The sequence below is a fragment of the Lysobacter gummosus genome, from assembly GCF_001442805.1.
GTDB classification, from domain to species: domain Bacteria; phylum Pseudomonadota; class Gammaproteobacteria; order Xanthomonadales; family Xanthomonadaceae; genus Lysobacter; species Lysobacter gummosus.
In genome coordinates, this window is record NZ_CP011131.1 from 4734272 (window position 1) to 4754845 (window position 20574).

At 67.0% G+C, this 20574-nt stretch carries 19 protein-coding genes; 7 read left to right on the top strand and 12 right to left on the bottom strand.

Translation table 11 applies throughout. The annotated features are described in order from the left end of the window. Positions 1 to 58 precede the first annotated feature (58 nt). The gene (locus LG3211_RS19220; protein WP_057944237.1) at positions 59 to 391 is read right to left on the bottom strand and encodes a J domain-containing protein; all 333 of its coding nucleotides are present in this window, start codon (positions 389 to 391) and stop codon (positions 59 to 61) included. 250 nt (positions 392 to 641) lie between these two features. Between LG3211_RS19220 and LG3211_RS19225 the strand changes: the two genes are divergently transcribed. The 3 genes from LG3211_RS19225 (at position 642) to LG3211_RS19235 (ending at position 2831) form a co-directional block, all read left to right on the top strand. After that, positions 642 to 1571 (top strand): phosphoribosylaminoimidazolesuccinocarboxamide synthase, encoded by a 930-nt coding sequence (locus LG3211_RS19225; protein ID WP_057944238.1) that lies wholly within the window; start codon positions 642 to 644, stop codon positions 1569 to 1571. A 350-nt stretch (positions 1572 to 1921) separates the two neighbouring features. Next, positions 1922 to 2257, top strand: coding sequence for a DMT family transporter (locus LG3211_RS19230; RefSeq protein WP_057944239.1), 336 nt, complete (start codon positions 1922 to 1924; stop codon positions 2255 to 2257). A 79-nt stretch (positions 2258 to 2336) separates the two neighbouring features. Then, positions 2337 to 2831, top strand: coding sequence for an Mpo1 family 2-hydroxy fatty acid dioxygenase (locus LG3211_RS19235; protein WP_057944240.1), 495 nt, complete (start codon positions 2337 to 2339; stop codon positions 2829 to 2831). A gap of 13 nt (positions 2832 to 2844) precedes the next feature. Here the strand turns inward: LG3211_RS19235 and LG3211_RS19240 are convergent, their stop codons facing one another. After that, a complete protein-coding gene (locus LG3211_RS19240; protein WP_148649015.1) occupies positions 2845 to 3258 on the bottom strand; it encodes a hypothetical protein in 414 nt (137 codons plus the stop codon). 91 nt (positions 3259 to 3349) lie between these two features. Between LG3211_RS19240 and LG3211_RS19245 the strand changes: the two genes are divergently transcribed. Further along, the gene (locus LG3211_RS19245; RefSeq protein WP_057944242.1) at positions 3350 to 4231 is read left to right on the top strand and encodes a DMT family transporter; all 882 of its coding nucleotides are present in this window, start codon (positions 3350 to 3352) and stop codon (positions 4229 to 4231) included. Positions 4232 to 4262: 31 nt separating this feature from the next. Further along, positions 4263 to 4358, top strand: a complete 96-nt coding sequence (locus LG3211_RS27530; RefSeq protein WP_222837524.1) for a DUF6053 domain-containing protein — start codon at positions 4263 to 4265, stop codon at positions 4356 to 4358. On the opposite strand, the gene LG3211_RS19250 is transcribed toward LG3211_RS27530, so the two are convergent. The 7 genes from LG3211_RS19250 to hppD all read right to left on the bottom strand — a co-directional run bounded on the left by LG3211_RS19250 (position 4355) and on the right by hppD (position 12130). Continuing rightward, positions 4355 to 5221, bottom strand: coding sequence for a Rossmann-fold NAD(P)-binding domain-containing protein (locus tag LG3211_RS19250; protein WP_148649016.1), 867 nt, complete (start codon positions 5219 to 5221; stop codon positions 4355 to 4357). The two genes, LG3211_RS27530 and LG3211_RS19250, sit on opposite strands and share 4 nt — an antisense overlap. 4 nt (positions 5222 to 5225) lie before the next feature. After that, complete coding sequence (nhaA, locus tag LG3211_RS19255) at positions 5226 to 6455, bottom strand: Na+/H+ antiporter NhaA (RefSeq protein ID WP_057944243.1); 1230 nt, start codon at positions 6453 to 6455, stop codon at positions 5226 to 5228. Positions 6456 to 6876: 421 nt separating this feature from the next. Then, positions 6877 to 7893 (bottom strand): sodium:calcium antiporter, encoded by a 1017-nt coding sequence (locus tag LG3211_RS19260; RefSeq protein ID WP_057945602.1) that lies wholly within the window; start codon positions 7891 to 7893, stop codon positions 6877 to 6879. 138 nt (positions 7894 to 8031) lie between these two features. Next, on the bottom strand, positions 8032 to 8661 hold the full coding sequence (locus LG3211_RS19265) for a hypothetical protein (RefSeq protein ID WP_057945603.1): 630 nt from the start codon (positions 8659 to 8661) through the stop codon (positions 8032 to 8034). A 398-nt stretch (positions 8662 to 9059) separates the two neighbouring features. After that, positions 9060 to 10343: a homogentisate 1,2-dioxygenase gene (gene hmgA / locus LG3211_RS19270; RefSeq protein ID WP_187313206.1), complete on the bottom strand. Its 1284-nt coding sequence runs from the start codon at positions 10341 to 10343 to the stop codon at positions 9060 to 9062. Between the two features lie 178 nt (positions 10344 to 10521). Then, complete coding sequence (locus LG3211_RS19275) at positions 10522 to 11007, bottom strand: hypothetical protein (protein ID WP_057944244.1); 486 nt, start codon at positions 11005 to 11007, stop codon at positions 10522 to 10524. A 31-nt stretch (positions 11008 to 11038) separates the two neighbouring features. After that, entirely contained in the window at positions 11039 to 12130 is a 1092-nt protein-coding gene (gene hppD / locus LG3211_RS19280; protein ID WP_057944245.1) for a 4-hydroxyphenylpyruvate dioxygenase, read from the bottom strand. 98 nt (positions 12131 to 12228) lie between these two features. Here hppD and LG3211_RS19285 point away from each other — a divergent pair, with 98 nt between their 5' ends. Next, on the top strand, positions 12229 to 12813 hold the full coding sequence (locus tag LG3211_RS19285) for a MarR family winged helix-turn-helix transcriptional regulator (protein ID WP_083512672.1): 585 nt from the start codon (positions 12229 to 12231) through the stop codon (positions 12811 to 12813). 714 nt (positions 12814 to 13527) lie between these two features. Here the strand turns inward: LG3211_RS19285 and LG3211_RS26530 are convergent. The 3 genes from LG3211_RS26530 to LG3211_RS19300 all read right to left on the bottom strand — a co-directional run bounded on the left by LG3211_RS26530 (position 13528) and on the right by LG3211_RS19300 (position 16742). Further along, complete coding sequence (locus LG3211_RS26530) at positions 13528 to 13941, bottom strand: hypothetical protein (RefSeq protein WP_057944246.1); 414 nt, start codon at positions 13939 to 13941, stop codon at positions 13528 to 13530. 28 nt (positions 13942 to 13969) lie between these two features. Further along, the gene (locus tag LG3211_RS19295; RefSeq protein WP_057944247.1) at positions 13970 to 15553 is read right to left on the bottom strand and encodes a peptide MFS transporter; all 1584 of its coding nucleotides are present in this window, start codon (positions 15551 to 15553) and stop codon (positions 13970 to 13972) included. A 313-nt stretch (positions 15554 to 15866) separates the two neighbouring features. After that, positions 15867 to 16742 (bottom strand): tryptophan 2,3-dioxygenase, encoded by an 876-nt coding sequence (locus tag LG3211_RS19300; protein ID WP_057944248.1) that lies wholly within the window; start codon positions 16740 to 16742, stop codon positions 15867 to 15869. Positions 16743 to 16963: 221 nt separating this feature from the next. Here LG3211_RS19300 and LG3211_RS19305 point away from each other — a divergent pair, with 221 nt between their 5' ends. Next, positions 16964 to 20485: a lamin tail domain-containing protein gene (locus LG3211_RS19305; RefSeq protein WP_083512673.1), complete on the top strand. Its 3522-nt coding sequence runs from the start codon at positions 16964 to 16966 to the stop codon at positions 20483 to 20485. The last annotated feature ends 89 nt before the right edge of the window (positions 20486 to 20574 follow it).

Below are 20574 nucleotides of genomic sequence, written 5' to 3' on the forward strand. Positions count from 1 at the left end.
AGCGCCGGTCGAGCGGCCTTTACTCACTCCTCACTCCTCTGCACTCGTTTCTGGCGCGTCAGCGCCTACGCAGGGTCTTGATGCGGTCGTAGGCGCGGTTGATCTCACGCGCCTTGGTCTCGGCCTGCTGGCGGATGTCGGGCGCGGCCTGGGCGACCCGGTCGGGGTGGTATTGCGCCATCAGCCGGCGGTAGGCCTGATCGACCTCGGCGTCGGTGGCCTCCAGGGTCAGGCCCAGCACCGCGTAGGGGTTGTCGCCGCGCAGCTTGAACCAGTCGGTGTCGAAGGCGTGGCCGATCAGCACCCCGATCACCGCGCCCAGGAACGGGTTGCCGCGCAGCAGGGCCGCGCCGGCGAAGAATCCCAGCAATTTGCCGTACCAACGCTTCATCGGGTCGCCGGCTGCCTCGTTTCCGGGCCGTCGCGGCCCGCCGGCGGCCATCTTAACCGGGGGCCGCCGCGGCCGGGCCGGCGCCCATCCGGGGCCGCCGGCGGGCGGGGGGCTACACATACCCCTCAGGCGGCGTACACTGCCCGGCCCCGTCGCGCACGCACGCGCGAGCCGGACGGCTCCCGGAGGCCGGCTTCAGACCTGTGCACCGCGATGGAGGGACTACGCACTGCCTTCAGGGGTCCCCACGTTGACGACCACACTGCTGCAATCCGAACTGCCCGGCCTGCCCTTGCGCCACCGCGGCAAAGTCCGCGATGTCTTCGATCTGCCCGCCGACCGCCTGCCCGCGGGCGCCGCTCCCGGCGGCGACTGCCTGCTGATGGTCGCCACCGACCGGCTCAGCGCCTTCGACGTGGTCCTGCCCGACCCGATCCCGGGCAAGGGCGAGATGCTGTGCCAGATCAGCAATTTCTGGTTCGGCAAGACCGCGCACATCATCCCTAACCACCTCACCGGCATCGACGTCGCGGCGGTGCTGCCGCAGGGCGTGGACGCCGCGCTCTACGCCAAACGCGCGGTGGTGACCAAACGGCTCAAGCCGGTGGCGATCGAATGCATCGCCCGCGGCTACGTGATCGGCAGCGGCTGGAAGGATTACCAGCGCACCGGCCGGATCAGCGGCATCGCCCTGCCCAGCGGCCTGCGCCAGGCCGAGAAGCTGGCCGAGCCGATCTTCACCCCCTCGACCAAGGCGGCGGTGGGCGATCACGACGAAAACATCGACTTCGACACCGCGGTGCGCACGGTCGGCGCCGAGTTGGCCGAAGCGGTGCGCGACGCGACCTTGCGGCTGTACCGTTTCGCCGCCGATTTCGCCGCCGAGCGCGGGATTCTTCTGGCCGACACCAAGTTCGAATTCGGCACCGACGCCGACGGCCGTCTGTACGTGATGGACGAGATGCTGACGCCGGATTCCTCGCGTTACTGGCCGGCCGACGAATATCAGGTCGGCACCAGCCCGCCGAGCTACGACAAGCAGTTCGTGCGCGACTATCTGGAGACGCTGGGCTGGGACAAGACCCCGCCGGGGCCGAATCTGCCGGCGGAAGTGATCGAGCGCACGCGGGCGAAGTACGCCGAGGCCTTGCTGAAGTTGGCGGGGATTTCGGTGGATTGATTCGGGCGTTGGGTTCGAAGCGAAAGGGCCGCGGATGCGGCCTTTTTGTTGGGTGGAGCAAATCCCCCCTGCCCCCCTTTTTCAAAGGGAACCGATCGCCGCGAATCCTCATGGCATGCGGGAGGGGCGCTAATGCGCGGCGTCGATTTACCTACGCAGGCTTTGCGGCGTCAACTCGTCCCGTCCCTTTGAAAAAGGGGGGCAGGGGGGATTTGCTCTTTAAGCCCGACTGTCGCCTGCTTTACAGACCCCGCCCACCCAATACGCAACACTGCCCCGACGCCCTCCGCCACGCCTCCACGCCATGCGCGCTACCCTGCCCGCCTTACTCCACGCAGATCCGGGTGCGCATGAACATCGGCTACTTCTACCTGGCCATCGCCATCGCCGCCGAGGTCGTCGCCACCAGCGCGCTCAAGGCTTCGGACGGATTCACCAAAACCGGGCCGACGATCCTTGTCGCCGCCGGCTACGGGGTCGCGTTCTATTTCCTGTCGCTGGTGCTCAAGACCGTGCCGGTCGGCGTCGCCTACGCGGTGTGGTCGGGCGTGGGCATCGTGCTGATCGCCCTGATCGGCTGGCTGTTCATGAAACAGGCCCTGGATGCGGGCGCGCTGGCCGGCATCGGCCTGATCGTCGCCGGCGTCATCGTGATCCAGCTATTCTCGAAAGCGGCCGCGCACTAGCCGCACCACGCGCGCCCGTCGCGGACGCGCCAGCCACCGCGCGGGCCTCGCGCCCGTCACGCCTCACCGGGAGCCGAACATGAGCAGCCTCGCCCACGCCACCGAACACGACCGCCCGATCGACCGCTGGTTCGCCAGCTACTCCGGCGATCACCGCAACGGCACCAACCAGCTCATCCACGTGTTCGCCGTGCCGGCGATCCTGTGGAGCGTGATCGCGCTGCTGTGGTGCATCCCCGTGCCCGGCACCTGGTTCAAGCCGGGTATGTGGGCCGCCATGGCGATGTTCGCGGCGATGCTGTTCTACTACCGCGCCTCGCGCAAACTCGGCCTGGGCATGCTGGTGCAGTTCGCGGTGTTCACCCTGCTGACCAATTGGATCGCCGCGAGCTTCGGCTTGAACGCGCTGCTGTGGCTGGCGATCGGCGTATTCGTGGTCGCCTGGATCGCGCAGTTCATCGGCCACAAGATCGAAGGCAAGAAACCCAGCTTCCTCACCGACCTGACCTATCTGCTGATCGGCCCGGCTTGGGTGCTGTCCAAGCTGTATCGCAAGCTGGGCTGGTCGTACTGAGGCGCGTTCGGCCTCAGTCGATCCGCGGCATCAGCCACCACCACGCAAGCAGCAGCTCCGCCCACAACAGCAGCACCGGCGCCAGCGACACCCACAGCGCGCGCGGCCACGGCAATTTGAGCCCGGCCGGATCGGGCAGATACAGGCGCACGCTCAGGCTGAGCGCGCACCACGACAACACCATCGCCAGGGCCAGAAACGGCGCGCCACTGCCCACGGCGCTGCCGCGCGAGACCATCAGCGCGATCACCGCCAGCATCGCCCACACGATCAGCGCGAACACCACCGACCACAGCGCCGCGCCGAACGCAGGCCGCGCCCCGACCACGCGCGCGACCAGCGCGCGCAACAGCCACGCGCCCGGCGCCAACGCGGCCACCAGCGCCGCTATGCCCAGCAGCCACAACAGCGGCCCCGCAGACTGCATCGCATCCTTCACAATGATGATCCCACCGCGCTGTTCGCGTCCGTCCGCAAGGCGGCCACGATAGCCCACACGACAGGCCAGCGACACCGTCATGCCCGCCCGCGATCTGGTTCTGCTGATGCTCGTCGTCCTGTCGTGGGCGATCAATTTCCTGACCTCGGCGCTGGCGCTGCGCGAGATTCCGCCGTTCCTGTTCACCGCCGTGCGCTTCGCCCTGCTCGCGCTGCCGCTGGTGTTCTTCCTCAAGCGCCCGGCGCCGGGCCAGTGGCCGCGCCTGATCGCGGTGTGCCTGTGCATCGGCGTGCTGCATTTCGGCCTGAGCTTCAGCGCGCTCAAGGCCGCCGGCGATCTGTCCTCGCCGGCGATCGTGTTGCAAAGCTATGTGCCGATGACCGCGCTGCTGGCGTGGTGGCTGCTGGGCGAGCGTTTCGCCTGGCGCACTGGCGTTGCGATCGCGATCAGCTTCTGCGGCGTGCTGGTGCTGGGCTTCGACCCGCTGGTGCTGGACAAGCCGCTGGCGGTGGTGCTGATGCTGGTCTCGGCCGCGTTCCTGGCCCTGGGCACGGTGCTGATGAAGGGCCTGCGCGGGCTCGACATGTTTTCCCAGCAAGGCTGGACCGCGCTGATCGCGGTGCCGCCGCTGCTGATCATCAGCCTGGTGCTGGAACCCGGCGGCGTGGGCGCGTTGCCGCAGATCAGCTGGGTGGCCTGGGCCGGCGCGATCTATGCCGCGTTCGTGTCCTCGCTGCTCGGCCACGGCCTGTACTACGTGCTGGTGCAGCGCCATCCGGTGGCGCAGGTGACGCCGTGGCTGCTGCTGGTGCCGGTGTTCGCGATCGCGCTCGGCATCGCGTTCTGGGGAGATCGGCCGGGGCCGAGCCTGTGGATCGGCGGTGCGATGGTGCTGGGCGGCGTGCTGATGATCGCGCTGCGCAATCTGGCCAAGGCGCGCGCGCTCAAGCAAGCCGCTTGAAGCTGTTGTTGTAGGAGGGCCTTCAGGCCCGGTGTTTTCGGCTCAGATCGCGATGATCGGAAACAAAAGCACCGGGCCTGAAGGCCCTCCCACAAAAGAGCCCTCTCGCACCGCCGCAGGCGCTTAGTCGCGCGGCGTCTCGAACATCTCCGCGCTCGGCTGAAAGCTGCGCGGCGCATACCCGAAATCGCGCCGCGCCGGCGCCGCGTCGAAGGTCATGTCGGTGCGCATGCGCCGCACCGCCGCTTCGCCCAGCCCGGTCGCGCGGCCGGCGGCCTGCGCGGCCACCAGCGCGAGGTTGAACAACGGCGACGGCAACTCGACCAGCTTCACCGGCGGACGCAGGCAGGCCAGCGTGCGTTCGACCATGTCGCGATAACTCAAGGTCTCGCCGCCCGGCACCGCGTAGGTGTTGCCGAAACTCGCCGGCGCGGTCAGCGCGGCGAAGGCGGCGTCGGCCAGATCGTCCACGTGCACCGGCTGACGCAGGCCGTTGGCGCCGCGCGGCAGCGGGAAATACTTCAGGCGCTTGGCGAGCTGGGCGATCCGGGTCAGGGTCGCGTCGCGGCCGGCGCCGTAGATCAGGGTCGGACGCAGCACCGTGGCCGCGTCGCTGCGCGGTTGCGCGGCGGCGAACAAGGCCGCCTCGCCTTCGCGCAATTCGCCGGCCACGCGGCGCTCTTCCGCATCGGCCGAGCCGCGCTTGGTTTCCGCGCTGGTCGAGCCGAACGCGATCACCCGCGTGGCCTCGATTCCGGATTGCGCATACCACTGGGCGAACTTCAGCAGCGGGCCGCAGCTGAAGATCGCATCCACCCGCGGCGGCAATTCCGGCATCTGCGCAAGATCGCCCTGCAGCCAGTGCAGGCCGGGGCGATCGAATTGCTCGTGCCGCGAGATCGCGGTCACCCGCCAGCCGGCGTGGGACAAACGCTGCAACAGCGGCAGGCCGATCTGGCCGCTGCCGCCGAACACCAAAGCATGTTTCATGCACTCAATCCTGGGCGCCGCGCACCGGCAATACCGCGCGCAGCCAACCGAAGCCGATCACCGCCGACAGCAGCGAGGCGGCAAGGATACCCAGAACCGCTTCCTCGTACAGCGCCGGGTCCTGATAGGCCAGCGAGGCGATGAACAGGCTCATGGTGAAACCGATACCGCACATCAGCCCCAGGCCGATCATCGCCCGCAGGTCCATGCCGTTGGGGAAGCGCGCCCAGCCCAGCGCACGCATCAGCAGCGCGGCGCCGACGATGCCGACCGGCTTGCCGACCACCAGGCCCAGCACGATGCCCATCGGCAACGCGGCGGTGGCGTCCTCCAGCTTGACTCCGCTCAGCGACAGGCCGGCGTTGACGAAGGCGAACAAGGGCAGGATCGCGTAAGCCACCCACGGATGCAGCGCGTGCTCCAGGGTTTCCAGCGGCGAGTGCTCGTGGGCGTCGTCGATGTTGTTGCGCTTGTCGATGTGCGGAATCATCAGACCGGTGGCGACGCCGGCCAAGGTGGCGTGCACGCCCGACTTGAGTACGCACACCCACAGCACCACGCCCAGCGTCAGATACGGCCCGAGCGACTTCACTCCGCGCCGGTTGAGCAGCCACATCGCCGCCAGCGCCACCGCGGCCCAGACCAGGGCGGTGACCGACATGCCGTGCGAATAGAAGAACGCGATGATCAGGATCGCCATCAGGTCATCGACCACGGCGATGGTCGACAGCAGCAGCTTCATCGCCACCGGCACGCGCGAGCCCAGCAGCGCCAGCACGCCGAGCGCGAAGGCGATATCGGTCGCTGTCGGCACGGCCCAGCCGCGCATCGAGGCGGCATCGCCGGCATTGAGCGCGTAGAACAACAGCGCCGGCACGATCACGCCGGCGCAGGCGCACAGCAGCGGCAGCACCAGTTGCGAGCGTTCGGCCAATTGTCCGCTGAGGGCTTCGCGCTTGATCTCCAGCGCGACGACCAGGAAGAAGATCGCCATCAGCCCGTCGTTGATCCACAGCAGCAGCGGTTTGCTGATGTCGAGCGCGCCGATGCGCACCTGCACCGGGATCTGGCGGAACGCTTCGTAGGCTTCGTGCAGCGGCGAATTGGCCGCGATCAGCGCCAGCACCGCGGCGCCGATCAGGACGATGCCGCCGGCGGCTTCAAGGCGGAAGAATTCGCTGAGTGCGCGCAGGGCGCGGCGCGTGAGGCGCGGCGAGGAGGTGATTTCGCTCATCGGGCCATTATAGGGGCGGGGGTTGCATGGGGTTTGTGGATGCGAGGTTCGTCCCTGCTCCCGTTTGCGGGAGAAGGCGTCCGGAGAGCCTGCCCCCGCGAAGACGGGGGCGGATGAAGGCGCGCGGGATTCGACTTGCGACGCGCGCCCTCACCCCAGCCCTCTCCCGCAAGCGGGAGAGGGAGACAAGCCGCTACGCAGTAATAGGGGGTGAGGGTTGCATGGGGTTTGTGGATGCGCGGCTCGTCCCTGCTCCCGTTTGCGGGAGAAGGCGCCCGGAGAGCCTGCCCCCCGCGAAGGCGGGGGGGCGATGAGGGCGCGCAGGATTCGGCTTGCGACGCGCGCCCTCACCCCAGCCCTCTCCCGCAAGCGGGAGAGGGAGACAAGCCTCTAGGCAGTGAGGTTTTCGATCCGAACCCGATCAGTGATGCAACATCACCAACTCGAACGCCACCCACACCAGCAAACCGACCAGCAGAATCCCGCCCTCGCGCTTGCTCACCCGCAGATCGCCGCGCAGCATCGGATACAGCATCAGCGCGAACACCGCCGCGGCCGGCAGTTCGAAACGCACGAACGATTCCGGCAACGGCACCGTGTGCAGCGCGGCCATGCCGCCGAGCACGATCAGCAGATTGAACAGGCTCGAACCGATCACGTGGCCGACCACGATGTCGCCCTGCCCGCGCCGCGCCGCGGCGATGGCGGCGGCGACTTCCGGCAGCGCGGTGCCGATCGCGACCGGCAACAGGCCGGTCAGCAGCGGCGACAGGCCCAGGCCCGCGCCGATAATCGCCGCGTTAGGCGAACCGAAACCGCCCGCGACGGCCGGCGCGGCGGCGGCGAAGCTCCACAGCCCGTGGCCGCCGACGATCAGATACGCGCCCATGTGCAGCAGCACCGCGGCGATGAACACCCGCACCAGGTTCAACCCCAGATGGGTCTGGGTCTGCGCGAACGCGGCGATCGCCTCCTGCAGCTCCGGCGCCTCGCGGCGTGTGCGCGCGACCGCGAAGGCGACCACCGCGACGAACACCACGATCATGCCCAGGCCCTCGGCCCGGCTCAGCGCGCCGTCCAGGCCCAGGCCGATCACCGCCACGGTGCCCACCAGCAGCACCAGCAACAGCGGCGCCAACGCCCGCCAACGCACCACCAGCGGCGCGGCGAGCGCGGCCAGACCCAGGGTCAGGCCGAAATTGACCACGTTGCTGCCGACCGCGTTGCCCAGCGCCAGCGCCTGCTGGCCGCGCAGCACCGCCTGCAGATTGACCGCCAGTTCCGGCAGCGAAGTGCCGAAGGCCACCAGCACCAGCCCGGCCGCGAACGGCGAGGCGCCGAAGCGCTGGGCCAGGCCGGACGCGCCCTTGACGATCGAATCGCCGCCCAGAGCCAGCAGAAACAGGCCCAATACGAACAAGCCGACGGCTTCGAACATGGCGGTCATCCCCTTGCGATCAATGATTCGCGCGCTGCGGGCGCGAGCGTTCCGAACCCGATTCTATGCCCGGCCGGGCCGGTTCGTCCGCCGGCCGTCAATGCCGGCGGCGACGGCCACCGTGCCGGGAGCGAGCCATCAGAAACAACCCTCGACGTAATCCACCTGCGGCGGCACGCCGATGCGCCAGTGACCGACCTTCCCGTCGGCGCCGGTTTCGAACACCAGCACGCCCGCGCCGCCGGCCGGATCGGCCACGCGCAGATACTTGCCGCCTTGTTCGTACTTGTGCGGCTGCTCTTCGACCTTGCCCGGATACAGACGACGGATTTCGTCCGCGCTCATGCCGCGCTTGCCGCCGCCGGGCGCGACTTCTTTCTCGCCGCCCACGTCCACGCGCGCGAACTTGCCGTCTTCGACCATGAAACCGAACTCGCGCGCATTGCTCGCCCAGATCGGCAGCAGGTAATAGCAAGTGCTGTCGGCCGAGGGCTTGCCCTTGAGTTCGCCGCCCCAGGCCTGCCTGGTCTGCTCCACGCTCATGCCGAAGCGCATGTCGCCGTAGCCGTCGAAGCGCGCGAGCGTGCTGCTCGCGGCCGGCGGAGGATTGGATACCGGCGCGGTCGCCGGCGGCACGTTTTCCGCGGGTTGGTCGGTGATCGGCGCCGGATTGACCGCCGGCGCGGTGTCCGCCGCGGGCGTCGCCGGCGCGGCTGCGGTCGGTGCCGCCTCGCGCTGGCAGGCGCTCAGGCCCAGGCTCAGCAGCATCGCGGCGAGCAAAGCGGTGCGGGTCGGTGCGAAGGTCGTCGGCGCGTGTGTCATCGGCGGAACTCCGGCGCCCGGGGCGCGATTCGAATGGCCGAAGCAGCCTAGCGTTTTTACGTGAACGCGGCGAGAAGCGGGCTGGATCGAAGCCGGCGTCGCCGGCGGCGGGTTAAGCCGAATGGCGAAACCGCGAATCCACGAGGTCTTTTGTGGGAGGGGCTTCAGCTCCGATGCTCTTCGCTCCGATCGCTTGGAACTTCACCACTTCCGATCGAAAAGCATCGGAGCTGAAGCCCCTCCCACAAAAGACCTCGAAGGCGATGGCAGCTCAAACAAAACGCGCGGCCGAAGCCGCGCGTTGTCGTTTTCTAGCCATCGACGATGCGACGCGATCGCTTCGCTCACTCTTTCCGAGTCGGATCGAAATGCTTCCGCAGCCCCGCCCAGCACGCCTGATAGTCGCGCTGCCGGTGCGCCGCATCGAAGGCCTGCGCGGTCGGACGAATCACTGCGCGCGTCTCGAACATGAAAGCCATGGTGTCGGTGATCACATGCGGCTTGCTCAGATCGGCATGCGAGGCTTTCTCGAAGGTCTCCGCATCCGGCCCATGTCCGGTCATGCTGTTGTGCAGCGAAGCGCCGCCCGGGGCGAAGCCGCCGGCCTTGGCGTCGTACACGCCATGCACCAGTCCCATGAATTCGCTCGCGATGTTGCGATGGAACCACGGCGGCCGGAAGGTGTGCTGCGCCACCAGCCAGCGCGGCGGGAAGATCACGAAATCGATATTGGCCGTGCCGGGCGTGTCGCTGGGCGAGGTCAGCACGGTGAAGATCGACGGATCGGGATGGTCGAAGCTGATCGAGCCGATGGTGTTGAAGCGGCGCAGATCGTATTTGTATGGCGCGTAGTTGCCGTGCCAGGCGACCACGTCCAGCGGCGAGTGGCCGATGTCGGCGCGCCACAGGTGGCCCTGGAATTTGCCTATCAGCTCGAACTCGCCGTCGATGTCCTCGTAGGCCGCGTGCGGGGTGAGGAAATCGCGCGAATTGGCCAGGCCGTTGGAACCGATCGGGCCGAGGTCCGGCAGGCGCAGCGCGGCACCGAAGTTCTCGCACACGTAGCCGCGCGAAGCGCCGTCGGGCAATTCGACGCGGAAGCGTACGCCGCGCGGAATCACCGCCACTTCGAACGGCTCGACCTCGATCGCGCCGAACTCGGTGCCTATCAGCAGGCGACCCTGTTGCGGCACGATCAACAGCTCACCGTCGGCGTCGTAGAAATAACGCCCTTCCATCGAACGGTTGGCGGCGTACAAATGGATGCCGCAACCGTGCTGGCCCGCGGCCGAGCCGTTGCCGGCCATCGTGTACAGGCCATCGAGGAAATCGACCGGCGCCTGCGGCAACGGCAGCGGGTCCCAGCGCAACTGGTCGGGCGAAACCGGGCCGTCGCCGAACTCGTTATGGAACTGCGGCTGCCGGTATAGCGAGAACGTGCCGTGCATCGCCGCCGGACGAATGCGGTATAGCCAGCTGCGCCGGTTTTCCTTGCGCGGCGCGGTGAACGCGGTGCCGCTGAGCTGCTCGGCGTACAGGCCCATCGCCACGCGCTGCGGCGAGTTCTGCCCTTCCGGCAGCGCGCCGGCCACCGCTTCGCTTGCGAATTCGTTGCCGAACCCGCTCATGTAGCCGCGCGGATTCTGGCGCAGGCTGTCGGTGCTGGGCATCGGGATGACGTTGTCGATGTCGTTGGCTGCGGTGCTCATACGGGCTCGCTGGGCGGTTGAATGCCGCGGCATCGGCGGCGGCGTGACGCAAACGGTGGTGATGCGGGTTACATCCTGGCGGCCTGAATCTCCGCGATCAGGCCAGACTGCGCTCGGTCGCACGCTCGACGGTCAATGCCAGCTCGGTCGCGAGCTGCAAAGTCCGCGGAGCATCGGCGCGCAGCACCGCGACAGCGTGCAATTCCTCGCTGTAATGCTGGCCGAGCAGGAGCAATTCGTAACCTCCGTTGTCCCCGGCGCGCTGGATCAACTGCTGATCCAGCCAGAGGAAATACTCGTCCGGCAGGAAATAGCGGCCGTCTTCGTGCAAGGGATAATCCGGCAGCGGTTCGGCGAAGAAATCGCTGATCTGCTCATGCACTTCGTCGATCTTGTCGCCGACCGCGATGAAATCGCGGAGCTTGAAGATGATCGCGGTCTGCGTCAGTTCTTCCGGCGTGGGCTCGTACAGCCAATCCATATCCGGATCGTCCGCCGCGCCGTCGATGGCGGCGACGGTCGATTCCAGTTCCGCAGGCTCGAGCTCCCGGGACGTCAGCAGATCGACGAGTTCTTTCAGCATGGCGATTCCTTCGCGGCGTGGTGGGCGCTTATTACAGCACGCCGCGCTGCATCTGATCGCGCTCGATGCTCTCGAACAAGGCTTGGAAATTGCCCTCGCCGAAGCCTTCGTTGCCCTTGCGCTGGATGATCTCGAAGAAGATCGGGCCGATCGCGTTCTTGGTGAAGATCTGCAGCAGTTTGCGCTGATGGGTCTCCGGGTCGGCGTCGATCAGGATCTTGTTCTTGGCCAACCGCGCGACGTCCTCTCCATGATTGGGCACGCGCAGGTCGATCACATCGAAATAGGTGTCCGGCGTATCCAGGAAATCGACGTTCTGCGCGCGCATCGCCTCGACGGTCTCGTAGATGTTGTCGGTGAAGCAGGCGATGTGCTGAATGCCCTCGCCCTTGTAGGCGTCCAGGTATTCGTTGATCTGGCTCTTGGGGTCGTTGGACTCGTTGAGCGGAATGCGCACCACGCCGTCGGGCGCGGTCATGGCCTTGGACACCAGGCCGGTCTTGACGCCCTTGATGTCGAAGTAGCGGATTTCGCGGAAGTTGAACAAGCGCTCGTAGTAATCCGACCACTTCTGCATGTTGCCGAAGTACAGGTTGTGGGTCAGATGGTCGATGAAGGTCAGGCCGAACCCGGTCGGGTTCTGGTCCGCGCCCGGGATCGGCTCGTAGTCGGCGTAGGCGTTGCCCTTGTCGCCGTATTGATCGACCAGGTACAGCATGCAGTCGCCGATGCCCTTGACCACGGGCGCGTCGATGACGCGGGTGTCGGCGCGCTCGCCCACCGCTTCGCCGCCGTTGCCGAGCACCGCCTTGAGCACTTCGGCCGCCGGCTTCTTGAAGCGGATGGCGAACCCGGCCGCGCAGGGGCCGTGCGCGTCGGCGAAGGCCGAGGCGAAGCTGTCCGGGCTTTCGTTGACCAGGAAGTTCACCCCGCCCTGGCGATAGACCGTGATCGGCCGCGACTTGTGGCGCAGCACGGCGGTAAAGCCCAGGCGGCGGAAATAGTCGTGGAGCATCTCGCCTTGCCCGGCCGGGGCGGCGAACTCGACGAACTCGAAGCCGTCGATGCCGAGCGGATTTTCGAAGGTGGTGACCTGCATGCCGAGGTTGGGCTGTGCATTCATGGCATTGTTCTCGGGTGGCGGCCGGATCCGCTGCGGACGGCCTCAGGGAAAGGGTCGTTATAGTTTCACATGAAACCATAAGCAAGGCACAGTGCAGCATGAATCGACCGACCTCACAGTCCGGCCCGGCCGGCACCGCCCCCTCCGACCCTGAACAGGCCGGCCCCGGCCCGACCGCGCCCCCCGTCCGCGCCGCCGCGCGCAGCGGCGCGGCCCGGCACGCGGAGCTGGACCTGGACCACTTCCTGCCCTATCGCCTGTCGGTGTTGTCGAACCGGGTCAGCAGTGCGATCGCGCGGGTCTATTCCGAGCGTTACGCGCTGAGCGTGACCGAGTGGCGGGTGATGGCCGTGCTCGGCCGCTTCCCCGGTTTGTCCGCGAACGAAGTGGCGCAGCGCACGGCGATGGACAAAGTCGCGGTGAGCCGCGCCGTCGCCCGCCTGACCGAGGCCGGCCGCCTGGAGCGCGACACCCACGACGACGACCGTCGCCGTTCGGTGCTGCGGTTGTCGCCGGACGGCTACAAGATTTATGACGAGGTCGCGCCGATGGCGCTGGCCTTCGAGCAGCGGTTGTTGGCGGGGATCGAATCGGCCGAGCGCGACGCGCTGTTTCGTCTGCTGGACCGGCTGGATGAGCTGGAGATGCAGGCCGAGGCGGAGATGGCGGCGGATAAGCGCTGAGCGTCGTGCTTGCTGTCGTCGGCGCCGGGTGGTGCGCGCTGTCGCTTCCGGCATTGAACGCCGCGCCCTGACCTTGCGGGCGCCGGCGTGGTTTTGGCGAGAACCGCAGTCCGCTTTGCGGTTGCGCTGCCGCCACAATCCCATTTGAAATTGCGCTGGCAATGGCGGCTTCGGTTGCCGTTGCCGTTGCCGTTGCCGTTGCCGTTGCTAAGACTTTGCTTTGCCTCGGCTTCGCTTTGCTGTGCGCTTCGGCTTTGATGTTGCTGTTGCTGTTGCTGGGCGCGGCCTGTAACTCGCGAGACCAGGAACACCCGGAGGGCGGCGCACATGGACGTGCGCCGGGTCCCGCCGTGGGCAGGATGCCCACTGCGGGACCTGCCTGCGCAAGCTACGCACTCGTGGCTTTTGACTCGAAACAGCTAAAGCCCTTTCTTTGGTTACTTTCTTTGTGGCTTTGGACAAAGAAAGTGACCCGCCGCTCTATGGCGGAAGCGTTTAGCGTTTGATCTTGCTTGTCGCATTTGATCTTGCTTGAAGCTTCTAAAGAACCCGAAGCCTCTGATCGAAGCACCCAAACCTACGCACTCCCTCCTACCGTCATTCCCGCGAAAGCGGGAATCCAGTGCCTTTCGTGCGAGAACGATTCAAGTCTCTGGATTCCCGCTTTCGCGGGAATGACGAGCAAAAAAGCCTTAAGCAGGAGCAGAAGCAAGATCAAACGCCTAAAGCTTCCGCCATGGAGCGGCGGGTCACTTTCTTTGTCCAAAGCCACAAAGAAAGTAACCAAAGAAAGGGCTTTAGCTGTTTCGCATCAAGAGCCACGAGTGCGGTGCCTGCGCAGGCAGGTGCCACCTTGGGCATCCTGCCCAAGGTGGCACCCGGCGCACGTCCATGTGCGCCGCCCTCCGGGTGTCCCTGGTCTCGCGAGTTACAAGCTGCGCCCAGCAACAGCAACAGCAACGGCAGAGCAAAGCCAGAGCAAAATCTCAGCATCAGCAGCAACAGCAACAGCAACAGCAACTGCAACTGCAACTGCAACTGCAAGTACAACAGCAACAACCGCAGCAGCCACCGCCAATAGTCCCGCACCAAAAGAAAACGGCAGCCTGAGCTGCCGTTCTCGAACACAACGATCGCCGCAATCAGCGCAAGGCGATCACTTCACCCCATGCATCAACTTCTGCACCAGCGGCGCGATCAGGAACAACAACAACCCCGCGCCCACCAGAACCATGAAGCCGAAACCGTAACCGGTCAGCGCCGTCGCCGTGCTCATGCCCTTCTCGCCGCTGACTTCGCCGGCGAAGATGCCCGACAGGTTGTTGCCGATGCCGGTGGACAGGAACCAGCCGCCCATGCCGAAACCGACCAGGCGCACCGGCGCCAGCTTGGTCACCATCGACAGGCCGATCGGCGACAGGCACAACTCGCCGACCGACTGGATCACGTAGACCATGAACAACGACCAGAACGGAATCTTGCCCGGCGCCGCGGCGAACGCGGAACCCGGCGACACCGACGGCGCCCACTTCAACCACGACGGCAGGCTCTCAAGGCCCATCGCCGGAACCACCAGCGGCGTCAGCACGACCACCAGCAACAGGAAGGCCAGGCCGTTGAAGATCAGGCCCAGGCCGAACTTGCGCGGGATCGAGGGATTGGAGTTGCGCATCGCCACCCAGATCCAGGCGATGATCGGCGCCAGCGCGATGATCGCCAGCGAATTCACCGACTGGAACCACGCGTTCGGGAATACGAAGCCGCCGCTGAACTGACGGTCGACGATCTGATCGGCGAGGAAGGTGAAGGAGCTGCCGGCCTGCTCGAAGAACATCCAGAACAGGATGTTGAAGGTGAAGATGATCAGCATCGCGATCACTTTGTCGCGCTGCGCCGAGCCTTCGCGGAAGCCTTCGAACAACAGCAGGCCGCACAGCGCCACGAACATCGCCAGCAATACCCACTGCAAGGTGCCGGCGCCGAGCGCGAGCAGGAAATACACCACCGGAATCGCGGCCAGCGCGCCGAGGAATACGTACAGCACTTTCTGCTTGCCCTGGCTGTCGGCGGGCGGACGGCCGATGCCTTCGAGCTGGCGGCGGCCGAACCAGAACCAGAACAGGCTGATCAGCATGCCCACGCCGGAAGCCAGGAACACCATCTTGTAGGCCGGCATCGCCGAGGTGCCGAACACCTGCTCGGCCAGCCAGCCGGTCAGGATCGGCGACAGGAAGCCGCCGAGGTTGATGCCCATGTAGAAGATGGTGAAGCCCGAATCCCGGCGCTCATCGCTGACCGCGTAGAGCTTGCCGACCATGGTCGAGATGTTCGGCTTGAACAGGCCGTTGCCGCAGATGATCGTGGCCAGGCCGAACTTGAATACCTGTTCGTTCGGGATCGCGATCATGAACAAACCGGCGGACATGATCGCCGCGCCCAGCAGGATCGAGCGCTGATACCCCAGCACGCGGTCGGCGATGTAGCCGCCGAAGATCGCCGCGGCGTAGACCAGCGCCAGGTAGGCGCCGTAGACGCGGTTGGCCGGCGCCTGGCCGACGCCGTCGCCGTTGTAGAACTGAGCCACGATGTAGAGCACGAGCGCCCATCGGATGCCGTAGAAGGCGAAACGCTCCCAGAACTCGGTCATGAACAGCATCCACAGGGGCTTGGGATGCCCGAGTCGCTGTTCGAATTCCGGGATGGGCGCCTGGCCCTGGATGGATGTCGCGGCTCCGCTCATGCGGTGTCCCCTGTCGTGTGGAAACTGAATGAAAATCCCACGCCGACGGCACGGGTCGGGGAGATTTACCGGTGCGGACCGGTCCCGTCAAACCTTTGTGAAGCTTGGCGAGACGTGTTGCGGCGCAACATTCGCGCTCCTAAACCCCTGAATGGGGATGGATTTTGCGCGGCCGCAGGGGCGAAGTTCGGGGTTCGCGGTGTCTTCGTGCGGCGATCGGGTGACAACTGTCACGCTGGATGGGCTATGCGGCGGGAGCGGATCGGTGCGCGCCGGCGCTCCGCCGCCCAATCCCAGCACCCGGCGTCCGGACTCAATAGCTTCCGGAATCGCCCGCCAGACCGATGCTGGTGCGCACCTCGAACAGCTCCGGGAAGAAGGTCAGTTCCAGCGCCTGCTTGAGGAAGCCCACGCCGCTGGAGCCGCCGGTGCCGCGCTTGAAGCCGATGATGCGCATCACCGTGCGCATGTGGCGGAAGCGCCACAGCTGGAACTGGGTTTCCACGTCCACCAGGTCTTCGCACAGCGCGTATTCGCGCCAGTACACGTCGGTGTTTTCGTAGATGCGTTCGAACACCGGCTGCAAGGCCGGATCGCTGACGTGCGGATGGCGCCAGTCGCGGCGCAGGTGAGCGTCGGGAATGGCGTGGCCGAAACGCGCCAGATACATCAGGAATTCGTCGTACAGGCTCGGCGAGGCCAGCGCGGTTTCCAGCGTGGCCTGGCCCTGCGGGTCGTGCGCGAACACGCGCAGCATCGCCTCGTTCTTGTTGCCGAGCATGAACTCGATGGTGCGGTACTGCAGCGACTGGAAGCCCGACGACGGCCCCAGGGTCTCGCGAAAACCCATGTATTCCGACGGCGTCAGGGTCTCCAGCACCGACCACTGTTCGGTCAGCTGGCGCAGCACCTGCTTGCAGCGCGAGAGCACTTTCTGGCATTGCCAGACCTGATCCAGGCGCAGGTGTTCGATCGCCGCGCGCAGCTCGTGGATGATCAGTTTCATCCACAGCTCCGACACCTGGTGCTGGATGATGAAGAGCATCTCGTCGTGATGGCTGGGCTGCGACAAGGGCTGCTGCGCCGCGAGCAGTTTGTCCAACTGCAGATAGCCGCCGTAGGTGATGCGTCCGTGCAGGTCGGTATGGATACCGCTTTCCAGTTCGCGCTGGTTCTTCTCGACGGACATCGGCGGGGCTCGCGGCAGGGGCGCAAAGCGTAGCGCATCCGTCCCGGCGCGGGGGTCTCGGACACGGCAACGCTGTGTGCTCAAGTGACGCGCTTGCTATGACGCTTTTCGTGCGAATTCGCGGGTATTGCGACAGCCCGGCGGCATAATCGCCGAGCCCGCCCGACGCGACACAAGGCCGTGTCGTCCTGTCCGCGGGCGCACTACTAAAGGGGAAACTCATGCATGCACTTGCCAACCGCGCACTCGCGGCGGGTATCGCTTTGGCCCTGGCCGGCCCGGCCGGCGCCCAGGTCGTCGTCTCCCAGGTCTATTCCGGCGCCGGCAACACCAGCGCCGGCTATATCGCCGATTTCATCGAGTTGCACAACAACAGCAATGCCGCGGTCGACCTCAGCGGCTGGAGCGTGCAATACGCCGAGTTGGGCGCCAACTGGCAGCGCACGCCGCTGACCGGAAGCATTCCGGCGGGCGGCTTCTATCTGGTCCGCCAACGCAGCGGCACCGGCGGCCGCGCCCTGCCCAGCGCCAACGCCACCGGTTCGACCTCGATGGCGACCACCGCCGGCAAGGTCGCGCTGGTCGCCAACAACACCCCGCTCAACCTCGCCTGCCCGACCGGCCTGATCGACTTCGTCGGTTACGGTTCGGCCGATTGCGCCGAAGGCGCGCAGCCGGTCGCAGTCGCCACCGGGGCGCTGCAATCGCAGTTGCGCAAGCAGAACGGTTGCACCGACAGCCAGTCCAACGCCGCCGACTTCCTCGTCGGCACGACCACGCCGCGCAATGCGTCCTCGACGCGTTACGTGTGTCCGCCGCCGCCGGCGAAGCTGTCGGTCGAAGCGATCAGCCGGCCCGAAGGCCACCTGGGCACCACGCCGTTCGTGTTCGAACTGCGCCTGGATCGCCCGGCCGGCACGAGCGGCGTGGACTGGAGCGCCTTCAGCAACGGCGGCACCGCCACCAGCGGCGAGGACTATCAGGCCATCAATCTGAGCGGCCGGATCGAGCCGGGGCAGATCAGCGGCACCTTCACCCTGCCGGTGCGCGCCGATGGTGTGGCCGAGGCGGACGAAACCGTCCTGATCCAGGTCAAGGCCCTGCGCGGCGCGGTGACGGCCAACGGCGACTATCTCAACACCCAGGCGACCATCCTCGACGACGACACCGGCGCGCCGCCGCCGCGCATGACGGTCAATCGCGCCGAAGGCGCCGAAGGCCATCGCGACTATCGCGCCCTGGCGTTCCAGCTCAACCTCGATCGTCCGGCCGGCCCGGGCGGGGTGAAGTGGCGCGCGACCACGGTCTCGGGCGGCAGCGCCACCGCGGTGGACGACTATCAGCCGGTCGACGCCAGCGGCACGATCGCCGAAGGCCAGGCGCAGGCGCGCTTCGACCTGCTGGTGCGCGGCGATGCCCGCCACGAGCCGGACGAAACGGTGAAGGTGCAGGTGGACATTCTCTCCGGCGCGTTCGCGGACGAAAACGGCGGCACGCGCCTGGACACCGAAGCGCTGATCGTCGATGACGACCCGGTGCTCACCGCGATCCACGACATCCAGGGCTCGGGCGAGCGCTCGCCGATGATCGGCCACGTCGTCCACGCCGAAGGCATCGTCACCGCGGTGACGTCGCAAGGCGTGTTCCTGCAGGCGCCGGCGAGCGAAACCGACGCCGATCCGCAGACCTCCGAGGGCGTGTTCGTCAAAACCCGCGAAGGCGCGCAGGAAATACTGATGGGTTGGCGCATGCGCGCATCCGGCACGGTCGCCGAGCTGTACGGCCCCGGCGATCATCCGCAGCGCGGCTCGATGACGGTGATCGACGGCGCGACCTTGGAAGACATCGCCATGCCCAGCGGCCTGCCGCCGGTGGCGAATCAACCCTTGCTGGGCGGCGTGACCAGGTATGAAGCGCTGGAAGGCATGCGGGTAGCGCTCGGCGAATCGCTGGTGGTCGGGCCGACCGGCGCGTTCGACTACGGCGCCTTGCGTCCGGCCAGCGACGGGCTGTTCTACGTCGTCGATGGTCCGGTCGATACGACGCCGCCGGTGCGCGAGATGGGCAGCGCGCTGCCGGCGCTGCAGAACGGCGAACCGGTGGGCTGGCTGCCGCGTTGGGACGGCAACCTGGAAGTGCTCGGCGTGGACAGCGACGACGCTCACTCGCAAGCCCTCGATGTCAGCGTCGGCGCGCGCGTGCTCGGCATCGTCGGGCCGCTGGATCAACGCAGCGGGCACTACACGGTGATCCAGCAGAACGCCGCTACGATCCACCTGCTGACGCCGGCGCGACAGCCGGCGGGCGTCGAGGCCGGCGACGATGCGCAGGCGCCGGTCGAAATCGCCCATTACGATCTGGGCGCGCTGTACGACGCCGTCAGTCCGCCCAACTCGGGACAGCCGCAAACCGATCCGTCGGCGTTGTACGACCGTCTGCTCGTCATCGCCAAAGGCGTGGCCGGCTCGCTGCGCGCGCCAGACATCGTCGCGGTCAGCGGCTTCGAGAATCTGGCCTTGCTGCAGCAACTGGCGCAGATGAGCAACGAGCGCGCGGTCGCCGATGGCCTGCCCGATCCGCTGTATCGGCCGGTGCTGATCGACGCGCCCGATCCGCTGCAGACGCAGATCGGTTTCCTGGTCCGCAGCGATCAGCGCCAGACGTCGTCGCGCGTGGTGGTCGAGCACACCGAGCAACTCGCCCGCGACGATCGCTACGAGTTTCCGTGGGGCGAATCGCTGCGTCTGTTCGAGCAACCGCCGCTGGCCATGGACGTGAGCGTGCATGGCAACCGCGGCCGCTTCGATGCGCGCATCGTGCTGGTCAAGCTCGCGCCGATCGCCGGCAGCCAGGCCGACAGCCGCGACGGCGAGCGCCTGCGTCTGCGCCGTCACGCCCAGGCCGAGTACATCGCGCAATGGGCGCAGCAGCACCAGCAGGGCGAGAACGCCTTGCCGCTGTTGTTGCTCGGCGATCTGCAGGCGCATGCCTTCAGCGATGCCTTCACCGATCCCTTCGGCACCCTGCTCGGCCAACCCAGCGATCCCTTGTGGACCCTGGTGCCGGGCGACGGGGTCGATCGGGTCGAGCCGAACCTGATCGACACGGATACCTTCAGCCCCGTGGGCGAGCGCTATTCCTCCATCGTCGAAGGCACGCGCCAGGAACTGCAGCACGCGCTGATCGACGAACGCATGGTCGCGGCGGTCGATTCGGTACAGGTGCAGCGCGCGCGCATCAACTCCGCGTTCCCGCTCAGCTGGTCTTTCTCCGGCTCGCCGATGCGCGGCTCCGATACCGATCCGTTGCATCTGCGGCTGGTGCCGCGCTCGCACGCCGACCTCAACCTGTGGACCACCGCGCCGCAGACCGCGGTCGCCGGGCAGGAACTGGAGTATCAGATCGGCCTGCAAAATCGCGGCCCCGACATCGCCCGCAACGTCGGCCTGGGGCTGGCGTGGTCGCAAGTCGTGGGCGAGGTGCGGGTGACCGCGCCCGCGGGCTGGACCTGCGATAGCGCGCGCGTGGAGGCCGGACGCAGCAGCGTGGCCTGCTCGCTCGCGCTGCTGGCGCCGGGCTACAACGGGCAGCAGGAGGTCTTGCGCGTGTTCGTGCCGACGCTGGCCGAACAGGCCGGCACCGGCCTGGATCTGGCGGTCTCGGCGACCTCGCAAGCGGCTGAAACCCAGCCTGGGGACAACGGCGCCCAGGCCACGACGCTGTTGACCGCGCCGCAGCCCTGACAGGGACGGCTTGCGGCGGCGCCTGCGGGCGCCGCCGCTTCCACGCGAAGGCGGTCCCCGGCCTGCCGCGCCGCAGCATCGCACTGGCT